Raw genomic sequence first — 19200 nt, forward strand, 5'->3', positions numbered from 1 at the left:
TTTAATCTCTATTTTAAATATACAGGAGTAATAATCCGTTTTCAACTACACTTTTTTACATTACTGGAATCGACAAATAAAAAACGATTAAGGGATTTCTCCCTTAATCGTTTCAAATTTTACATGACAGTTTTTAATTTAACCCAGCCTCTTTAAGGTGGAAGATATTATAGCTGTCGATACCTACATTTGTTAAATTATCAGTGTATGCATTCAAGTTTTCAGAATGTCTGACAAAAATTGCAGGTGCTTCATCAACAAGCACTTCCTGAGCCTGTTTATAGATTTCTTCTCGTGCAGCATCGTCAGATTCACGTTTACCTTCATCCAGTAATGCATCTAACTCATCATTTTGGAAGAATGAACGGTTACCGTCACTGCCTAAATAGTCAGAGTGGAATAATGGGGAAATACCATTATCCGGGTCACCTGTTGAGTTGGACCAGCCGAGGATGTACATATCATGTTCACCTTGACCTGTTGCTTCTAAATACGCACCCCACTCAACTTGTTCAACACTAACATTGATATTAAGTTCTGCCAGTGCTTCCTGCAGGAATACTGCCATATCTACACGTTCAGCATTGTCATCGTTCACCATCAATGTCACGTCGAAACCGTCTGCATAACCCGCTTCTTCAAGAAGTTCTCTTGCTGTGTCCATGTTAAAGTCCAGACCTTCAAGGTTTTCATCATAACCGAGCACTCCCGGTGCAAGCGGCGCTACTGCCGGTACACCTGAGTTATTGTATACCCCTGAAAGAACAGCTTCTTTATCAAAAGCATGTGTGATTGCCTGACGAACACGCTTGTCATTGAATGGTTCTTTGGATGTATTGAAACCGATATAGTCAATAGACACTGACTCTGTTCTCTCAAGTGTTACATCCGGCATGTTTTCTACACGCTCAATGTTTGCAGACTGTACAGCAGCAATAAACTGTGATGATCCTGTTTCAAGTTCTGCAATACGTGCACCTGTTTCAGATACTACTTTAAATTCTGCGCTGTCGAGGTTCGCTGCACCATCCCAATAATCCGGATAGTTCGCTAAAGTTGTCTGCGCACCAGGGCTTCTTGATTCAAACTGCATATAACCTGTACCAACAGGCTCACTTTCAACTAATGAACCCACATCTCCGGCAATTGCGTTTGCAATTTCGTCATGCGCATCGCCACCCTCTGCTCTTGATTCATAATACTCATCCAATGTCATATCCTGACCTGCTGCATCGAGTGCATTCTGATAGTCTGCATCGATAAGCTCTTTACTGATCATTTTACCTGCGCCGTGTGTTAAGTGGCCGAGTAACGGTGAAAATGGATATTCTGTTACTAATTCAACTGTATACTCATCTACAACATTTACTTCCGTCACCATTTCAAGAAGGAATGCACGCGGTGACGCTTTTGCAGGGTCCAATAATCTTTCAACATTCGCTTTAACAACTTCAGCATTAAACTCTGTTCCATCATGGAACATTACGCCCTGACGAAGATTAAATCTCCATGTTGTGTCATCGACCTGCTCCCAGTCTTCTGCAAGTTTCCCGTAAATCTCCAGATTTTCATCCTGAGCAACAAGACCTTCATAAAGAACATCTCGAACCTGCTCGGAAGGCACGTCATTACTGCCGTGCGGATCCATTGAAACTGCGTCACTCGGCAGTGCAATAACTAAATCACCGCCTGCCGGAGCCTCTCCATTTTCGCCGCCGGCTTCCCCTTCCGGATTAACGTCACTGTCGTTTGAACATGCAACCAGCATGATTACAACAACGAACATTAAGTACTTCCATAACCCCTTCATAGCTTATCCCCCTATTAATTCATAATAAATAATCAAAGTATTTATTTTTGATTATAGTTAGAATAAACTATAATCTCTTTTCTTTCAATACTAAATTTTCAGATAATGACAAAAATATATGATTTATTTATTTCATATTCTGATATTATTTAAAAAGAAAACTCTTAATGCCTAGTATTTAAATCTAAGCATTAAGAGCTGCTGTTAATTCAGAGTTACGCCTCTGAAGTCCGGCTTATTGTAAGTGTTGATATAAAGTCCTTCAACATCTTCAGACCTGTATGCATTCAGGCTTTCTGCCTGTCTGATATAAACCATCGGTGCTTCTTCTTCTAAAATCGCCTGCACTTCATGGTAAATTTCCGTCCGTTCATCCTCATCTGTTGTTTCTCTGCCTTCCTGAAGCAGCTGATCGACTTCTTCATTGTCAAAGAATGTTCTGTTACCGCCGTTACCCTGCATAGATGAGTGGTACAAACCCCATAGTGACTGATCCGGGTCACCGGTTGCGTTCGGATGTCCCTGGATAAAGATATCATGATTGCCCTGACCGGCCGCTTCCAAAAATGCAGCCCACTCCAGCTGTTCCACGGAGGCATCAATATTGATCTGCTGCAGTGCCTCCTGCAGATATACTGCAGTATTTACACGCTGCTCTGCATCATTCGTCAAAATAGAGATTTCAAAACCATCTTCATAACCTGCTTCTGCCATGAGTTCCTGTGCTCTTTCAATGTCATATTCATAACCTTCGAGACTTTCATCATGTCCCAGCAGTTCCGGTGTCACAACCCCTGTAGGTACTCTGCCGGTACCACTGTAAACGCCGTTAAGAAGTTCTTCTCTGTCCACCACGTGGGAAATCGCCTGTCTGACACGCTTATCATCAAGTGGTTCTTTCTGGGTATTAAATCCGATATACTCTACTGCAATATTGTAAAGTGTATACGGTTCGGTTTCAGGATGATCTTCTATACGCCCTAAATCACTGCCGTCAAACCCTAATATCATATGGGAGTTTCCTGTCTCAAGATCAGCTATTCTTGAAGCTGTCTCAGTAATGATTTTAAATGTCACTGTATCCAGTGCCATTGGTTCTCCCCAGTACTCATCAAAACGTTCAAGTACTGTATTCTCCCCAGGAGACCTTGAAGAGAATTTCGCATAGTTAGTCCCGACCGGTTTTACTTCAACCACTTCTCCGATATGGCCTGCGATATCATCTGCTACAGCCTCATATTCCTCGCCGCCTTCATCTCTTAATTCATAGTATTCTTCAGCGGTCATATCATGTCCTGAACTTTGAAGGGCATTTTCATAATCTTCATCAATCACTTCTTTACTGATCATACCGCCGCCGTCATGCGTTAAGTGATTTAACATTGGTGCAAATGGATACTCTGTAACAATCTCTACAGTATGCTCATCCACCACATTCACTTCGGCAATCATTTCAAAAATATTAAGCCGCGGTGAAGCGACAGCAGAATCAATGACACGCTCAAGATTCGCTTTTACAACATCTGCATTGAATTCACTGCCGTCATGAAATGTAACATCGTCCCTCAAATTAAATCTCCACGTTAAATCGTCCACCTGCTCATAATCTTCTGCAAGAAGCGGAACAATTTCCACGTTTTCATCCTGGGTAACAAGTCCTTCATATATTGTGTTTCTTACTTGATCCGAATAAAGATCGTTATTGCCGTGCGGGTCAAGTGACACAACGTCAGTGCCTGTAGAAACTACAAAGTCACCGCCGCTCCCGCTTTCTTCACTATCTCCCTCTGCTGCTTCATCTACATTACTGTCATCCGTACATGCTGCAAGAATACTGATTACACTGACCAGTAACAGCCATTTAAAATACCGCTTCACCAAATGATTACCACCTTTTCTAAATCATAGCCAAAAACTATGTCATTAAAGCATATTCTATCACTATGATTTGAATCAGTGCAACAGTTTTTTAATATTCTGTCATTAATTAATCGTAACGTTTCTGAAATCCGGATTTACATGGGCGTCGAACTCAATGCCTTCCACTGAATTTTGAATTCCCTGATAACCCATCCCGTCCCTGAAATGAATGGCAGGTATCTCCTCATTTAAAATTTCCTGGGCTTCTTCGTACAACACAGTACGCCTGCTGTCATCTGATTCCTGTCTTGCCTCTTCAAGCAGACTGTCAACTCCTTCATTTTCAAAGAATGTCCGGTTGCCCTGAGTGCCATGCATAGATGAGTGGTACAACGGCCACAGACTCTGATCAGGGTCTGCTGTAGGATTCGGCCATCCCATTACAAACATGTCGTGTTCCCCGCTGTCGGCATGGGACAGGAACGTACCCCATTCAAGCTGTTCCACTGACAAATCTATATTAATTTCACTGAGGACCTCCTGCAGATAGACACCTAAATCTACACGCTGCTGCATTTCATTCGTCACAAAAGATAACTCGAAACCATCTTCATATCCTGCTTCCGCCATTAATTCCTTTGCACGTTCTACATTATAGTCATAAGTATAAATGTCATCATTGTAACCTTGAATCTGTTCATTCATAAAACCATTAATTACATTTCCATTTCCGCTGTAAACACCATCTATTATCTCTTCCTTATTAAATAAGTAGGCAATCGCCTGCCTTACACGCTTATCATTTAGCGGCTCTTTCTGAGTGTTAAAGCCGACATGCTCTGTAAACAGCTGTTCCCGATTTTCAATATAAATGTCAGGATTATTTTCAAGACGTTCAAGCTGACTTTCCTCACTGAATCCAATCATATGAGATTCCCCGGCCTCAAGGTCCGCAAGAAGTATTCCTGCTTCAGGAATCACTTTAAAGGTCACAGTATCTACAGTCGCCGGTCCTTCCCTGTAATCTTCAAAACGTGACAGCGTTGTATACTCCCCCTGCTCACGATCACTGAACTGCAGATAGTTCGTGCCGATTGCTTCCTGTTCAATTAAATCACCGGTTGACTCACTGAGTGCCTCAGCCGCTTCCTGATATTCACTGCTGTCTTCTGCTCTCTCTTCATAATACGCTTCAAGCGTCATGTCAAGACCCGCCTCATCAATCGCATTTTGATAATCCCGGTCAATTAAATCTTTACTGATCATGCCGCCTGCACCATGCGTTAAGTAATTCAGCAGTGGTGTAAAAGGATATTCAGTAACGATTTCAATTTTGTGCTCATCGAGAACATTCACCGCTTCAATCATTTCATAAATGTTTGCTCTTGGAGATGCAACAGCCGGGTCAATTACACGCTCAAGATTCGCCTTTACTGTTTCCGCATTAAAATCTGTCCCATCATGGAAAGTCACATTTTCGTCTAATGTAAATTCCCATGTTAAATCATCTATCTGCTCCCAGTCTGTAGCAAGAAGCGGTTCAGTCTCAAGATTATCTCCCTGCTTCACAAGACCTTCATATATATTTGACCGTACTCTGTTCGAGTACGCATCGTTACTGCCGTGGGGGTCCAGTGATACTGCATCATCGGCATAGGAAACGACTATGTCATTTCCTTGCTCCAGAGACCCTGAAACATCATCTTCTACCTCACTGTCACTTGTACATGCTGCAAGAATATGTATCACCATTACCAGGACTGCCGCATTCAAAATTTTATTCATCAAATATCCTCCAATCATTAAAGCATAGTAAATAACTATGTTATTATTCCATACTATAAAGGTATGATTTTAATCAGTCAACACCTTTAAAAAGATTTCTTTCAATTCCGATATTTGACAATTAAAATTTATTTCTGTAATTTCAAAAAAATAAGGTGCAATTTAACCATTTATATTGTTATATTTAACTCATGAAGGTATCATATTTAAATAGCATCATTCTGTACAGACTACAAATATGCAGAGATTTCAATTAAGGGGGGCTATAAAATGACAAGCACTACAGATGCTCAAGTCTCACAAGTTAAACGCGAGAATCCACGTGTAAAAAGTTTTAAAGACTTTTATAAACGGCTGCGTAAAAACAAATCTGCTCTTGCAGGCTTTTACGTTCTTGTATTTTTATTCTTCGTGTCAATTTTCGGAGCGCTTGATGCAAACTATGGGTTTACAGGGGTCAGTTCGAATGCAACAAATCTTACATCAAAACTACAGGGACCATCAGCAGAATTCTGGTTTGGTACCGACCATTTAGGACGGGATATTTTCTTTAGAATTCTTCACGGTATGTACATCACACTTGGTGTCGGCTTTGCTGCAACATTTCTTGCAGCAATTGTTGGAGTTCCGCTCGGGGTACTCTCCGGGTATTACGGGGGCTGGCTTGACACAATTATTATGCGTATCATGGACGTACTTTTAGCATTCCCGGGTATTTTACTTGCACTTGCAATAGTAAGTGTACTCGGCGGCAGCACAATCAATGTAACAATCGCAATTGCAATTGGTGCTGTACCACAATTTGCGCGTATTGTCCGAGGGTCAACATTGACTACAAAAAAACTTGAATATATCGATGCCATACGGGCACTTGGAGCAAAGGACGGGAAAATCATTTTCCAGCATGTACTTCCAAACATCATGTCTCCAATCATTGTTAATACAACTTTACTTATCGCAACGGCCATTCTTTCAGCAGCAGGTCTTTCATTCCTCGGACTCGGTGTACAACCGCCGACACCTGAATGGGGCGCGATGCTGAATGACGGCAGAAACTATATTTATCAAGCAGGCCATATTACACTTTTCCCAGGTATGATGATTGTTATTGTCGTACTGGCATTTAATTTATTCGGGGACGGATTAAGAGATGCACTTGATCCAAAACAAAAGAAATAGGAGGGGATATCATGACTACATTTATTATCCGACGAATTATACAGACAATTCCTGTCTTGCTCGGAGTTACTGTACTAGTGTTCAGTCTGATGCACCTCACGCCAGGTAACCCTGCAGTCATTATGGCTGGTGAAAGTGCACCGGAAGCTACTGTTCGTGCAATAGAAGCAAGACTGGGTTTAAATGACCCGTTATACGTTCAATACTGGAATTTCTTATCCAGTGCTGTTCAGCTTGATTTCGGAAACTCAATCAGAGACAACATCCCTGTAGCAAACCATATTCAGGCAAGATTTCTGATTACTTTAGAACTCGCAATCTACTCAACAATATTTGCTATTGTTATGGGTGTTTTCACAGGAATTGTTTCATCTGTCCGCAGATACTCAATTGAAGACGTTACAATCATGGTTATCGCACTTTTTGGTTTATCCATGCCAAACTTCTGGCTTGGTTTGATGCTGATTCAATGGTTCTCCATTAATCTCGGCTGGTTCTCACCGACAGGCTGGGGCAGCATGAGTCAAAATGTACTTCCGGTTATTGCACTCGGTACAGGCGGAGCTGCAATTATAGCCCGTATGACACGAAGCAGTATGCTGGATGTTATATCACAGGATTACATCAGAACTGCACGTGCCAAAGGGGTTCAGGAGCGCGTCGTTATTTTCCGTCATGCACTGAAAAATGCAATGATTCCGGTAGTTACAGTTATCGGTCTGCAGTTTGGTTACTTACTTGCAGGAGCTGTACTGACAGAAAGTGTTTTCGCAATCAACGGTCTCGGCCGTCTGATTATTGATTCTATTCTTCAGCGTGACTTCCCTGTAGTGCAGGGTGCAGTATTAGTCATTGCAGTCAGCTTCGTCGTTGTAAACTTACTGGTCGATATTTCTTATAAGATGCTTAACAAACGTGTTGATCTAAACTAAGAGGGGGTACTCAATATGTCAGAAGAAGCAATTCTCGATATAAATAATTTACAAACTTCCTTCTTCGTTGAAGGCAACGAAGTTAAGGCAGTCGATGGTGTAACATTTGAAGTACCTAAAGGAAAAACTTTAGGTATTGTAGGAGAATCCGGGTCCGGGAAAAGTATTACCGCCCTGTCCATTTTAAGGCTGATTGAAGATCCGGGGAAAATTAAAGGAGGCAGTATAAAGTTTAAAGGTGAAGAACTGACATCTGTGAAAAACTCACGTATGCGCAGTATCCGGGGAAATGAAATCTCAATGATTTTCCAAGAACCAATGACTTCACTGAATCCTGTTTATACAATCGGGCAGCAGCTTAGAGAATCATTTAAAATTCACCAGGGTCTCGGTAAAAATGCAGGTACTAAACGGGCAATAGAAATGCTTGAACTGGTTGGTATTCCATCACCGGAAAAACGTGTCAATCAATATCCGTACGAACTATCCGGCGGTATGAGACAGCGTGTGATGATCGCGATGGCCTTGGCATGTAAGCCGGAGCTTCTCATCGCAGATGAACCAACCACCGCTCTTGATGTAACAATCCAGGCTCAGATTCTGGAACTGATTAAAGAACTTCAGGAAGAAATCGGCATGAGTGTCGTAATGATTACACACGACCTCGGCGTTGTTGCTGAAACGTGTGATTACGTTGCAGTAATGTACTGTGGTAAAGTCGTTGAATATGCAGATGTTGAAACACTGTTTGAAAGTCCGCGACATCCCTATACTGTAGGATTGATTAATTCACTGCCGCGTCACGATATTGACCAGGATGTACTCGTTCCTATCAAAGGTAACGTTCCAGCACCGAATGAAATGCCGTCAGGCTGCAGATTCGCGCCGAGATGTCCGCATGCGAGTGAAATATGTGGAAAACTTCCTGAACTTCTTGAACAGGAAGACGGCAATGATGTCAGATGCTGGATTTATACAGATGAATGGGATGGAGATAAGGAGGTAAAAGTCTATGACAGAGAAAGCACTTCTTGAGGTTGAAAACCTCCAGCAATACTTCCCTATCAAAGGAGGATTCCTGGGTCGTACAGTTAACCACGTAAAAGCAGTTGATGATGTTACATTTAACATACGTGAAGGTGAAACAGTATCTGTTGTAGGTGAATCCGGCTGCGGTAAGTCTACAACAGGACGTGCCATTCTGCGGCTTGATGAGCCCACAAACGGCAAAGTAACATTCCGGGGACAGGATGTTCTGTCACTTTCAAAAAATGAAATGCGTAAAATGAGAAGTGAAATGCAGATTATCTTCCAGGACCCATACGCTTCATTAAATCCGCGTAAAACAGTAAAACAGACATTAATCGAAGCAATGGAGATTCAAAAGATCGGTAAAAACGGTAAAGAGCGCGTTCAGCGGGCAATCGAGCTGATGGAAACCGTCGGTCTTCAGGAACATCAAATCAACCGTTTCCCGCATGAATTCTCAGGCGGTCAGCGTCAGCGTATCGGTATCGCCCGTGCACTGGCAGTAAACCCTAAGCTTATCATTTGTGATGAGGCTGTAAGTGCACTGGATGTTTCCATTCAGGCACAGGTGCTTAACCTGCTGCAGAGACTTCAAAAAGAAATCGGACTGACTTACCTGTTTATCGCACATGACCTTGGTGTTGTCCGTCATATTTCAGACCGTATCATTGTAATGTATTTAGGAAAAATCGTTGAAATGGGTGATACGAAGAGTATCTTTGAAAACCCGCAGCATCCATATACTAAAGCATTACTTTCTGCAATACCGGTACCGGATCCGAAAATGAAAAAAGAACGTATCTTCTTAAGAGGAGATGTGCCTTCGCCAATCGATCCGCCGGCGGGCTGCCGCTTCCATACACGCTGCCCGTTCGCAACTGAAAAATGCCAGACTGAAACACCTGCCTTGGAAGCTAAAGACACAGTTTTCGAAGGTAAACATGATGTTGCCTGCCACTATGCATTAGACATTCAGAGCGGTAAACATGAAGCTACTCACGAAATGAAAGACGTTCGTAAAGTACTTGACGATGCCGGTGAAGAAGCAGCTGCATCCAAAGAAGATTTTCAGAGCACTAAATAAACAAAAAAGCGAGATGTCCGGTTTCGGACATCTCGCTTTTTTTTTAAAATAGAAATACATCAAGCAGGAACCATATAATCAACAGAATGTATATCACAACATTAAACGCTGCACTTGAAAGAAATGCAAGAAGCGATCCAATGGATGCTTTTAATGCCTGATCAAAATTTCTTGATCCGATAAATTCAATGACCAGTACAAATATGAACGGGACAAATATGACACCGAAAGGCGGATAAACAAACATACCGACAATCATACCGATAATTGCTGCAGCCTCTCCTTTTTTGGTTCCTCCGTAACGTTTTACAAAATAACTGTTTGCGATAAAATCACTGATTAATACAATCACTGTAAGCACAAACGCAATAATCCAGAACATCCAGCTTAACTCATCGCTGTTAATCAGGAAGTGATATACCAGAAAACCGACCCAGTACATCAATACTGAAGGTATTACAGGGACAACCACTCCGACAAACCCCAGTATAAAACTTAAAACAACAATACCCCACCAAACAATCTCCATCAAACGACTCCTTCTTTTACTTCGTTTCCAGTGAAACAGAACAAGATAAATGCAACTGTTAAAAATGCTCCGGCCAGAAAAAACGAATTCTCTAACCCTACAATATCACTTGCAAGCCCTCCAAGTAAATTACCAAGAAGCTGGCCGATAATCATAGCATTCGCAAACATTGTTGAAGCATAACCCGGAAACTTCGGCAGAAGATCCTGGAAATAGCTGATTCCAAGCCCGAGCAGTATCGCAAGAAAGATTGATAATGGAACTTGACCGATGAGCATCGCTGTAAAACTGTTAAATACTCCGATAGATAAAAAGTAACCGGCTCCGAGGATCCCTCCGAATATTAACAGTGTTTTGGAACTTATCCTGCCTGCCATATACCCCATAAATATCATAAACGGTACTTCAAGCCCTGCACAGAGACTCGCCAGAATACCAACAGCACCTTCTGTCCGTCCCAGATACTGCGTGACAAAGAGCGGCATATTTAAGAGGTACATCCACTGGCCGACGTGCAGCATTGTAAATGCTATGAATGGCAGCAGCAGCTTCCAGTTCTTCAGCATATTCGGTGCCTTTTCATTCAAAAGAACGGGCGTTGACTGAACTGTTGTCACTTCTTTACTTTTTACAGGCTTAATCATCAAAGATAAAATCAGAACAATCGTAAAGGTAATTACTGTACCGCTGAACAGTCCCTTAAAACCGAACCCTGCAAGAAGCAGTGATCCGATTAACGGGCCGAATAAAAAACCGAAAGAAAACGTTGAACGCAGCACGGTATTCGCCATAACAGCAATACTTGAGCGGTATGCGTTAATTGATTCCCTGGCTGAAGCATAAAGCTGCGGCATCGCCGGAGCCCCGAGTGCTGCAAATATGATATAGGATGCAGCCAGAAGCCATACATTCCCTATTATCAAGTAACTGGAAAAGGCGATTATTTCCATCACAAGACCGATTAATATAATATATTTTCTTTCAAATCTGACTATATCACTCAATCGTCCGACAATAGTATTCATTGTAAATCCGCCTATCGCAACAAGCGCCATAAAAATACCGTACTGTGCTGTTGTCATACCGTGAGTCTCAGTCATAAATATAACCAGGAACGGTGCACTGAGTGCAACTGCCATTCCAAGCAGTGTCATATTCACTAAAAACAGCCGGTAGTTCTGTATCTGCATTAAATCTTTTAACATATTATCCTGCTCTCATCTAAAGTTAGTTGGCTGCAACAAGCGTCCTGAGCAGTGTAATAAACGCCCTCACCTGCGGCAGCTGTAATACATTTTTATCGTAGGAAATATACGTATTCCTCGTAATAGGTTCGTTATCGACATGCACCTCTTCGATACTGAACTTCTCTTTGTCAAAACCTTTGACAATTATTCCCGGAAGCACAGTCATTCCAACTCCCTCCAAAAGAAGTGCGCGGCAGGTTGCAATTTGGTCGACACGAATCTGCGGCCTGTATTTCTTTTGAAAACGTGACTCAAAATACTGCTCTATCTGCTTCAAGTACATTGGGTCTGATAAAAATTCAATTACCGGCAGATCTTCTGATTTTCTGCCTGACTTCGGCATAATTAAATAATGCTTATCCACCGCAAGCAGTTCATTTTCTTTGTTTAGTATCCGGCTGCCTCTGACAATTGTTAAATGATACTGATCCGAATCATTAATCAGCTGCTGGGATGATCCCACTTCAATGCTGATATTGACGTTCGGATACAAATGAGTATACTGTGCAAGCACCTCCGGCAGAATGGTATGTCCAATTAAAGAAGATACACCGATGGAGAAATTCCCCTGAATACCGTTTTGATTGGCTGAAATAAAATCTTTTACTCTTTTTTCACGTTCAACCACATGCCTGGCATGCTCTATAATTCTTTCACCCTCACCCGTAACATATAGTTCACGTTTAGTCCGCACAAATATCTGTACGCCCCATTCATTTTCAATCGAACGCAGTCTCTGACTGACCGCCGGCTGTGATATGTATAACATTTCCGCAGCTTTTCTTAATGTTTTAGCTTCATCCAGTGTTACTAATAATTTATAGTCATCTACTTTCATTCTACTCACCACGCTGTAATTTTATATAACATTCATGTCTCCAAGTTACATATTATACTCTCAAAATCATCAAATGGGTACTATTTTTTCACAATAAAAAGCCCCATCCTCTGTTGAAGGAGCCCGTTATACTTGTTTTTTAATCTTGGAAAGACATGACTCCGCGAATGTCTCGAAACGGGAGAAATCTTTCTCAAGGTCATTCATAATATTATGAGCGGTTTTATACGCTTCGTCTCCATCTTGACGCGAGATTTTATGATGTTTTTTAGCACGTTTTAAATCTTCTTCATCCACGAGTTCAAATGTCCCGTCCGGAAGTGCCAGAACATCCAGGTATAAATCTTTGCGGCGGGCTTTCCCCGGCTCCAGATAATGTTTTTTATTTACATCAAAATAATACTGCAGTACATTCCATTGGTCATCATACATTACAGTCATACTGTACGACCTTTTCTCTGGCATAATCTGCAGCCATCTGTAATTTTTATCGACCACTTTAACTTTTTTATTAACAATCGGAACAACAAGCGGCGAGCGGACTTTTTTTATGTCGATCAAACCAATCAATATCTTCTCATCATCAATCACCGTCAGTGTTTCATAATAATTAGATTGAATGATTCTGCGCCATCCCCGCTTATCAAGATATTTGGTTTTCATCATCATCATCTCCCAATCTCAATTATACCGAAATTGTGAAGAAAATGTGAAGGGATAAGGCTGTCCGGCCTTATCCCTTATTTTACTCTATACCTATCAGGTCATACATATACCCTGCAGGTTCCGTATATTCTTCGTCAGTGCCGGCTTCTGTAACAAAGCCCTCTTCACCCATATACGAGTTATAGATTAATACTTTTGATGCGGAAGCATCTAGTTCATTGTTGTTAATGCTTTCAACAGCCGCTTCCTTCTCTTCTTCAGAAAGCGCTGTAAGGCTGTATTTCTCTTCAATCTCTTCAAAAGGTATACTGTCAAAATCTCTGAAGAAATCCCGTTTCTCCTCCTCCGACAGCTCGAGAGTATACATGTCTCTTGAAACATCTATATCATAAAACAAAGAAATATCAACGTTATGTTCTTCCATCAGTTTAACCACTGCCGGGTGGTATGGAGAGACATTCACTTCAACATAATCATTATCTTCAAACTCCAGCTGCATCCATAGATTTGATGTACTTCCACGGTTGACCAGCGGTCCGTATGCGGACTTCAGCACCGGCAGGTCTGCTTTATACTCTGCGATAAAACTGCTGATTTCTTCTTCTTTTGTTAATTCGATTGTATCGATCATATTACCATTCAACGATAAATATTCAATCTTTGAAGGATCTGTCACTGCATTTATGAAATCCTGTTCTGCAAGAAGATTGTACTGATTAATATTGTTCAACAGATTTTCACCTTCTTGACTTTCCAGTAATGAATCAAATGAACGGGACATTGTACTGCCGTCACTGAGTTTATATGTGACATTCATGCTGGCGAAACGGTCTGGATCCTGTTTGTTCGACATATGACTCACTGCATATTCATGTGTTTGATATACAGCATCAATAAACGAATCGTCTTCTATAAACAAATAATCTTCATCAACATATTTTTCGAAGTCATACATATAATATGACGGGCTCTGGCTGTAAGCAAAATCTCCGTTCACTTCAACATATACACTTTCAACCTCTGCCCGGTCGGGAATTTTATTCACGTAATGATTCCATCCTGTAAAGAACAGTGCCCAGAAAATAACTACTGCTGCCAGCGCAGTAAGGATTGTTCTTAACTTGAATTCAAGCTTTACGGAACTTTGGAAGAACATTTCAATCACAATAAATGACACGATAAACCCAAGGACAAAAAAGATAATCTGTGCGAATGAATGAATCGCAAATGTCCATGAAATCACAGTTCCAAGTGCCAGCATACCGATAATTGAAATTAATGAAGTCAGAATATCTTTTACCCATGTGTAGGTAAATGCCTGATTGACAAATTCATTTTTCCGCCTTGCATAAAGCAGATAACTTACTGCTGTTAACAGAACCGCAATAACCGTCCACACTGCAATTTTCCATATTTCAAACGTTTCGAATGTCTGCGTTACAGCGAATACCGGAAATGTATTGTCTACAACCGGATCCATCAGGGAACTGCCGTAGCCTGTGAATGTTGACGCTGTAATACCATCAAAAAATAAGTCTGCTGTAACTACTGTCATCGCCCAGAATGCAAGTGGAAGGAAGAAGAGGACAACGACCATCTGTAAATGGACGAAGATTTTATTTACTAGAAATCCTGCAAATACAGAGACTGCAAATACTGTGTACAGTACAAACAGTGTATATAAAAACCATATGCCCACTTCACCGGCAGTAATTGTAAACACCAGCGCATACCGCAGGAAGAATAAAATCACTCCTGTAATAATAAGCGGAAGGGTCATCGACAGAAATCCGACAAATAATGCATGAGTCAATACACTGTGACGTTTCACCGGCAGGCTGTGTATGAAGTCTGATACATCCTCATTATTTTTGTAATTAAACATGAACAAAGTCAGCAGTACAACATAAATCCCGCTCAGAACGATGTGTACTGAAGCTATCTCCATCAGCATGTTATCCCCGGTACCCGGCATTTCCCCCGGCATGGAATTAATTGATAATATCCACAGAGACAGCGGAAGCGCAATAATACTTACGATTAAATAGACAAACGAAAGCCATACCACACTGCCGGAAAAATAATTAAACAACGATTTATTCCACAATGATGTTTGAGATTTCATAGCCCTGTTCCCCCATTTCATACGCAAATATTTCTTCTAATGTCAGTGGTAAAATATCATACATAAGAGGATTGTATTTTGTCACCTTCTCCTCAATATGTTCTAAATCCCCTTTAATAATACATGTCACAATACGTCCTTTTACGCTCTGCTGCACAACACCAAGATCTTTATAAAACGATGCATCAGGCAGTGTCTTAAATGCCATCTGAAGTTTGCAGTGCGTCCCTTTAATATCACTCAGCTCTCTGTGGAATAACAGTTTTCCGTGATGCATAATGGAAACTGAATCACACAGATCCTCCATCTCTCTCAGATTGTGGGATGATGCAATCACAGTCATATTGTGATTGGCAATATCTTGAAGCATTATATTTTTCACCTGACGTCTGATAATCGGATCCAGACCGTCAAACGGCTCATCGAGAAGCATTACTTTCGGTCTTGATGAGAATGCCAGGATAAATGATGCCTGACGCTTCATTCCTTTAGATAAGCTTGACAGCTGTACTTTTGGGCTTAATTTAAAATGTTCTGCAAGCTGATTAAAACGTTTATCCGAGAAATTCGGATACATACTCCGGTAAAAGCGGGCCATATCAGAAAGCCTTGCACCTCTGAAGAAATAGGGAATATCATGAATGAACATCAGGTCTGATTTCACATCAGTATTTTCAAATACATTATGTGTATCATAACGAACCGTTCCTTTATCCGCTTTGTAGATACCGGACAATACTTTCATAAAAGTTGTTTTACCTGCGCCGTTTGAACCCAAAAGCCCATGAATCGTACCGGCTTTAATATTGAGTGATACACCATCAACAGCTTTCTTTCTGCCAAATGATTTATCAACATTTTCAGCATTCAATATCATTTATCTCCCCCCAATCGGTCATCAATATCATTTCCACCAACTTTTAGTGCAGCTTTGTCAATCATCTCTTTTAACTCACCTGGAGATATTTCAAGATAAATCAGTTCTTTAATAATACGTTCAAGATCTTCAGTAAGCATTTGAATACGTTCTTTATTAATTGTCTCATTCATATCATTCACAAAGCTCCCTTTCCCGGGTACAGAATACGTATATCCGTCCCTCTCTAATTCACGATAAGCTTTTTGAATCGTGTTCGGGTTGATGGTTAAATCCTGAGCTAAATTCCTTACTGAAGGCAGCTGTTCATCAGGCTCCAGCACCTTTTGGATAATCATCATCTTAATATGTTCCACCAACTGTTCGTAAATCGGCTTTCGGCTTTTTAGATCCAAGTCAAACACAGGCACTCCTCCTAACATTCTAATTACGTCATCAACCGTACTATCTGTACTATTTATTATAATACAGTTAATACAATCTGTCTATAAAATTAATTTCCATGACAATAAAAAACCCGGCCAAAGGCCGGGCTGCTGTACCTATTCTTCTAAATTAACATTGTGGTACACATTGGATACGTCTTCCAGCTCTTCAAGTACATCAACCAAACGGTCAAAAATTTCTCTGTCATCGCCTTCCAGAGTCACTTCATTTTGAGCTGTCATAGACTGTTCTGCCACCTGGTAGTCTTCAACACCCATTTCGTCAAGTGCACCTTTAATTTCATGAAATGCATGGGGATCGCCGTAGACTACTGTAAAATCATTCTCGTCGGCAACATCATTGATATCCACATCTTTTTCCATCAGATACATCATCGTTTCCTCACTGTCAAAGCCTTCAAAAACAAAAACTGACACAGCATCAAACATGTAACTGACAGCACCGCTCACACCCATATTACCGCCGTTTTTACCAAATGCCGCACGGACATCCGATGCAGTACGGTTCACGTTGTTCGTAAGCGCATCAACAATCAGCATCGAACCGTTTGGTCCAAACCCTTCATAGCGAAGTTCAGAGAAAGTCTCCTCGTCGCCGCCTTTTGCTTTATCAATTGCCTTATCCACTATATGTTTAGGAACCGAATATGTTTTCGCACGATCGAGGACAGCTTTTAATGCCTGATTGCTCTCAGGATCAGGTTCTCCTTTTCTCGCAGCTACATATATCTCACGCCCGAATTTTGCGTAAATACGGCTTGTATTCTGATCTTTCTGGGCTTTCTTTTCTTTAATATTGTTCCATTTTCTTCCCATATCATTCCATCTTCCTTTTCAATCAATTCTATTTCTTATTATCTGTTATTCCCGAACCTTCTGTAAAGCTCGAGAAATCTTTTGATAATCATCAACAAGTCTATAAATAAATTAAAACCCATTACCCTCGGGTTGCGGTACGCCCTGTTTTTCATACGGTTAAAATCATACAATGTATAACCGAGATAGAGGATAAGACCTGTTACTGTAATTGTAAACGCCAGCCAGTCGAGCTGCAGAAAAAAGTTCAACAGACTTGAAAAAATCACAATCAACAGTGATACGAATAAGTATTTTCCCCAGCTGGTAATGTCTTTGAACACATAGTACCCAAAAAACCCAAACACCATGAAAACAAAAATACTTAATATAATAATGCTGTAAAACGTACCTGCATCAAACTGATTGATAAATCCTTCAAACGTACCGTACGATACCAGTCCAATCAAAATGGCATAAACATGGCTGATGACAGGCCCGGTTCTGTTAAATCCACGGGTAAACAGCGAGATCATAATAATGATGAAAATCGCCATGGATAAAGTCGGGCGTACTGATTCCGGTAAAAACTGCCCGAAAAATGTTGCGATACCGAATATCATCCAGTAATAAAGGAAAAACAGCCATACTTTACGATGATTCTTAATCATTCATCGATCCTCCTAAATTGTATATCATTATTATATTATACTACTCAAAATGTCCCTTTTACATCAATAAATATTACAGGCATCCCTAAAAGAGCGGGTTTTGTATTTTAATTATTTTACAATTATATTACAACCTACAATTCGGTTGAGATTTCTGATATTATATACTTTGTATTGATTTTAAGGATATTTAAATACTTAACCATTTATTTCAACTCAGACATTACATGCACCTATATTAAAATAAAAAATGCTTAAAAGCACAGGAGGACTATAATGAAAAAAGTACTTACTGCCTTAACAGCAACAGCAGCATTATCAGCAATCGCATTATCAGATGATGCAGAAGCTTCTTCACATAAAGTACAGAGCGGAGACACACTTTGGTCAATCGCTTCAAAAAACAACGTATCCGTATCAGATTTAAAGAGCTGGAACAATTTATCTTCTGATTTGATTCAAGTAAACCAGACACTTCAGGTAAACGGTTCTTCATCAAGCAGCTCATCATCCAACTCATCTTCATCAAATAATGCATCAGAAGAGAGTACAAGCAGCAGTTCACAATCTTCAAGTTCTGCAAGCTCAAACAGTTCATCAAATTCTACATATACAGTAAAATCCGGTGATTCTCTATACGGCATTGCCCGTCAACACGGAATCACATACAGAGAATTGATGTCATTAAACAACCGCGGCAATAATATTGTTATTCACCCTGGTGATACTCTTACAGTCAGCGGTAATGCTTCATCAAATTCAAATGATACATCTTCAAATGATACAAGTGAAGCTTCTGAAACAACAAGCAGCAGTTCATCAAGTTCTGCTTCTTCAAATAACTCAAGCAGTTCAAGTTCAAATGCTTCCCAGGCACCGTCACCGACTCAGTCATCATACGGTACAAACTACTACGCTTGGGGCGACTGCACATGGTATGCATTCGAGCGTCGTAAAGAACTCGGCAAACCTGTAAGCAACAGCTGGGGCAATGCTTCATCATGGGCTTCAAAAGCACAAAGTGCAGGTCACAGTGTTTCAAGTACACCTTCAGTAGGTGCAATCATTCAAGCTGACGCTTGGACAAACAATGCATATGGTCTTGGCCATGTCGGCGTTGTTGAACGTGTGAATCCTGATGGATCAATTCTTGTTTCTGAAATGAACTTTGGCGGCGGCCAGGGTAACAAAGCATTCAGAACAATCAGTGCTTCATCAGTATCAAGCCACAACTTCATTCATTAATATGAAAAAGCGTATCTCCCGGGAGGTACGCTTTTTATACCGTCTGATAATTTGTTAACCGGCAGGAAACTATGATTTTAAC

The 19200-nt window shown here is 40.8% G+C and carries 17 protein-coding genes; 5 read left to right on the plus strand and 12 right to left on the minus strand.

The annotated features are described in order from the left end of the window. Positions 1 to 133: 133 nt before the first annotated feature. The 3 genes from ACFSX4_RS07480 to ACFSX4_RS07490 all read right to left on the minus strand — a co-directional run bounded on the left by ACFSX4_RS07480 (position 134) and on the right by ACFSX4_RS07490 (position 5455). Positions 134 to 1810, minus strand: a complete 1677-nt coding sequence (locus tag ACFSX4_RS07480; RefSeq protein ID WP_377773119.1) for a glutathione ABC transporter substrate-binding protein — start codon at positions 1808 to 1810, stop codon at positions 134 to 136. A 204-nt stretch (positions 1811 to 2014) separates the two neighbouring features. Then, a complete protein-coding gene (locus ACFSX4_RS07485) occupies positions 2015 to 3688 on the minus strand; it encodes a glutathione ABC transporter substrate-binding protein (protein WP_377773121.1) in 1674 nt (557 codons plus the stop codon). A 105-nt stretch (positions 3689 to 3793) separates the two neighbouring features. Then, the gene (locus ACFSX4_RS07490) at positions 3794 to 5455 is read right to left on the minus strand and encodes an ABC transporter substrate-binding protein (protein WP_377773123.1); all 1662 of its coding nucleotides are present in this window, start codon (positions 5453 to 5455) and stop codon (positions 3794 to 3796) included. 270 nt (positions 5456 to 5725) lie between these two features. On the opposite strand from ACFSX4_RS07490, the gene ACFSX4_RS07495 reads away from it, so the two are divergent. The 4 genes from ACFSX4_RS07495 to ACFSX4_RS07510 are packed head-to-tail and all read left to right on the plus strand — an operon-like array spanning position 5726 to position 9679. Further along, positions 5726 to 6634 carry an ABC transporter permease gene (locus tag ACFSX4_RS07495; RefSeq protein WP_377773125.1) on the plus strand — a complete coding sequence of 303 codons (909 nt, stop codon included), beginning with the start codon at positions 5726 to 5728 and terminating at the stop codon, positions 6632 to 6634. A gap of 11 nt (positions 6635 to 6645) precedes the next feature. Continuing rightward, a complete protein-coding gene (locus ACFSX4_RS07500; protein ID WP_377773127.1) occupies positions 6646 to 7566 on the plus strand; it encodes an ABC transporter permease in 921 nt (306 codons plus the stop codon). Positions 7567 to 7581: 15 nt separating this feature from the next. After that, positions 7582 to 8601 carry an ABC transporter ATP-binding protein gene (locus tag ACFSX4_RS07505; protein ID WP_377773129.1) on the plus strand — a complete coding sequence of 340 codons (1020 nt, stop codon included), beginning with the start codon at positions 7582 to 7584 and terminating at the stop codon, positions 8599 to 8601. After that, a complete protein-coding gene (locus tag ACFSX4_RS07510) occupies positions 8579 to 9679 on the plus strand; it encodes an ABC transporter ATP-binding protein (RefSeq protein ID WP_377773131.1) in 1101 nt (366 codons plus the stop codon). Before ACFSX4_RS07505 ends, ACFSX4_RS07510 begins: the two co-directional genes overlap by 23 nt. A 43-nt stretch (positions 9680 to 9722) precedes the next feature. On the opposite strand, the gene ACFSX4_RS07515 is transcribed toward ACFSX4_RS07510, so the two are convergent. The 9 genes from ACFSX4_RS07515 to ACFSX4_RS07555 form a co-directional block, all read right to left on the minus strand. Beyond that, on the minus strand, positions 9723 to 10208 hold the full coding sequence (locus ACFSX4_RS07515; protein ID WP_377773133.1) for a DUF456 domain-containing protein: 486 nt from the start codon (positions 10206 to 10208) through the stop codon (positions 9723 to 9725). After that, on the minus strand, positions 10208 to 11413 hold the full coding sequence (locus tag ACFSX4_RS07520) for a sugar efflux transporter (protein ID WP_377773135.1): 1206 nt from the start codon (positions 11411 to 11413) through the stop codon (positions 10208 to 10210). The genes ACFSX4_RS07515 and ACFSX4_RS07520 overlap by 1 nt, the downstream gene beginning before the upstream one ends. A gap of 22 nt (positions 11414 to 11435) precedes the next feature. Then, entirely contained in the window at positions 11436 to 12293 is an 858-nt protein-coding gene (locus tag ACFSX4_RS07525) for a LysR family transcriptional regulator (protein ID WP_377773137.1), read from the minus strand. 126 nt (positions 12294 to 12419) lie between these two features. Then, on the minus strand, positions 12420 to 12956 hold the full coding sequence (locus ACFSX4_RS07530; RefSeq protein ID WP_377773139.1) for a DUF402 domain-containing protein: 537 nt from the start codon (positions 12954 to 12956) through the stop codon (positions 12420 to 12422). 82 nt (positions 12957 to 13038) lie between these two features. Continuing rightward, entirely contained in the window at positions 13039 to 15084 is a 2046-nt protein-coding gene (locus ACFSX4_RS07535; RefSeq protein WP_377773141.1) for a hypothetical protein, read from the minus strand. Next, complete coding sequence (locus ACFSX4_RS07540; RefSeq protein ID WP_377773143.1) at positions 15056 to 15961, minus strand: ABC transporter ATP-binding protein; 906 nt, start codon at positions 15959 to 15961, stop codon at positions 15056 to 15058. The genes ACFSX4_RS07535 and ACFSX4_RS07540 overlap by 29 nt, the downstream gene beginning before the upstream one ends. After that, the gene (locus tag ACFSX4_RS07545) at positions 15958 to 16365 is read right to left on the minus strand and encodes a GntR family transcriptional regulator (RefSeq protein WP_377773145.1); all 408 of its coding nucleotides are present in this window, start codon (positions 16363 to 16365) and stop codon (positions 15958 to 15960) included. Before ACFSX4_RS07545 ends, ACFSX4_RS07540 begins: the two co-directional genes overlap by 4 nt. A 138-nt stretch (positions 16366 to 16503) precedes the next feature. After that, positions 16504 to 17223, minus strand: a complete 720-nt coding sequence (locus ACFSX4_RS07550; protein ID WP_377773147.1) for a YebC/PmpR family DNA-binding transcriptional regulator — start codon at positions 17221 to 17223, stop codon at positions 16504 to 16506. Between the two features lie 38 nt (positions 17224 to 17261). Next, positions 17262 to 17873: a Bax inhibitor-1/YccA family protein gene (locus tag ACFSX4_RS07555; RefSeq protein WP_377773149.1), complete on the minus strand. Its 612-nt coding sequence runs from the start codon at positions 17871 to 17873 to the stop codon at positions 17262 to 17264. 276 nt (positions 17874 to 18149) lie between these two features. On the opposite strand from ACFSX4_RS07555, the gene ACFSX4_RS07560 reads away from it, so the two are divergent. Continuing rightward, positions 18150 to 19118: a LysM peptidoglycan-binding domain-containing protein gene (locus ACFSX4_RS07560; RefSeq protein ID WP_377773151.1), complete on the plus strand. Its 969-nt coding sequence runs from the start codon at positions 18150 to 18152 to the stop codon at positions 19116 to 19118. Positions 19119 to 19200: the final 82 nt, after the last annotated feature.

It is taken from the genome of Corticicoccus populi, from assembly GCF_042686195.1.
In the GTDB taxonomy this organism is placed as follows: Bacteria; Bacillota; Bacilli; order Staphylococcales; family Salinicoccaceae; genus Corticicoccus; species Corticicoccus populi.

What these genes read in the sequence shown, in the direction of transcription:
- ACFSX4_RS07560 (WP_377773151.1), top strand. Translation starts at nt 18,150, where the DNA reads ATGAAAAAAGTACTTACTGCCTTAACAGCAACAGCAGCATTATCAGCA.
- ACFSX4_RS07555 (WP_377773149.1), bottom strand. Translation starts at nt 17,873, where the DNA reads ATGATTAAGAATCATCGTAAAGTATGGCTGTTTTTCCTTTATTACTGG.
- ACFSX4_RS07520 (WP_377773135.1), bottom strand. Translation starts at nt 11,413, where the DNA reads ATGTTAAAAGATTTAATGCAGATACAGAACTACCGGCTGTTTTTAGTG.
- ACFSX4_RS07535 (WP_377773141.1), bottom strand. Translation starts at nt 15,084, where the DNA reads ATGAAATCTCAAACATCATTGTGGAATAAATCGTTGTTTAATTATTTT.
- ACFSX4_RS07510 (WP_377773131.1), top strand. Translation starts at nt 8,579, where the DNA reads ATGACAGAGAAAGCACTTCTTGAGGTTGAAAACCTCCAGCAATACTTC.
- ACFSX4_RS07505 (WP_377773129.1), top strand. Translation starts at nt 7,582, where the DNA reads ATGTCAGAAGAAGCAATTCTCGATATAAATAATTTACAAACTTCCTTC.
- ACFSX4_RS07495 (WP_377773125.1), top strand. Translation starts at nt 5,726, where the DNA reads ATGACAAGCACTACAGATGCTCAAGTCTCACAAGTTAAACGCGAGAAT.
- ACFSX4_RS07550 (WP_377773147.1), bottom strand. Translation starts at nt 17,223, where the DNA reads ATGGGAAGAAAATGGAACAATATTAAAGAAAAGAAAGCCCAGAAAGAT.
- ACFSX4_RS07500 (WP_377773127.1), top strand. Translation starts at nt 6,646, where the DNA reads ATGACTACATTTATTATCCGACGAATTATACAGACAATTCCTGTCTTG.
- ACFSX4_RS07525 (WP_377773137.1), bottom strand. Translation starts at nt 12,293, where the DNA reads ATGAAAGTAGATGACTATAAATTATTAGTAACACTGGATGAAGCTAAA.
- ACFSX4_RS07515 (WP_377773133.1), bottom strand. Translation starts at nt 10,208, where the DNA reads ATGGAGATTGTTTGGTGGGGTATTGTTGTTTTAAGTTTTATACTGGGG.
- ACFSX4_RS07530 (WP_377773139.1), bottom strand. Translation starts at nt 12,956, where the DNA reads ATGAAAACCAAATATCTTGATAAGCGGGGATGGCGCAGAATCATTCAA.
- ACFSX4_RS07490 (WP_377773123.1), bottom strand. Translation starts at nt 5,455, where the DNA reads ATGAATAAAATTTTGAATGCGGCAGTCCTGGTAATGGTGATACATATT.
- ACFSX4_RS07480 (WP_377773119.1), bottom strand. Translation starts at nt 1,810, where the DNA reads ATGAAGGGGTTATGGAAGTACTTAATGTTCGTTGTTGTAATCATGCTG.
- ACFSX4_RS07540 (WP_377773143.1), bottom strand. Translation starts at nt 15,961, where the DNA reads ATGATATTGAATGCTGAAAATGTTGATAAATCATTTGGCAGAAAGAAA.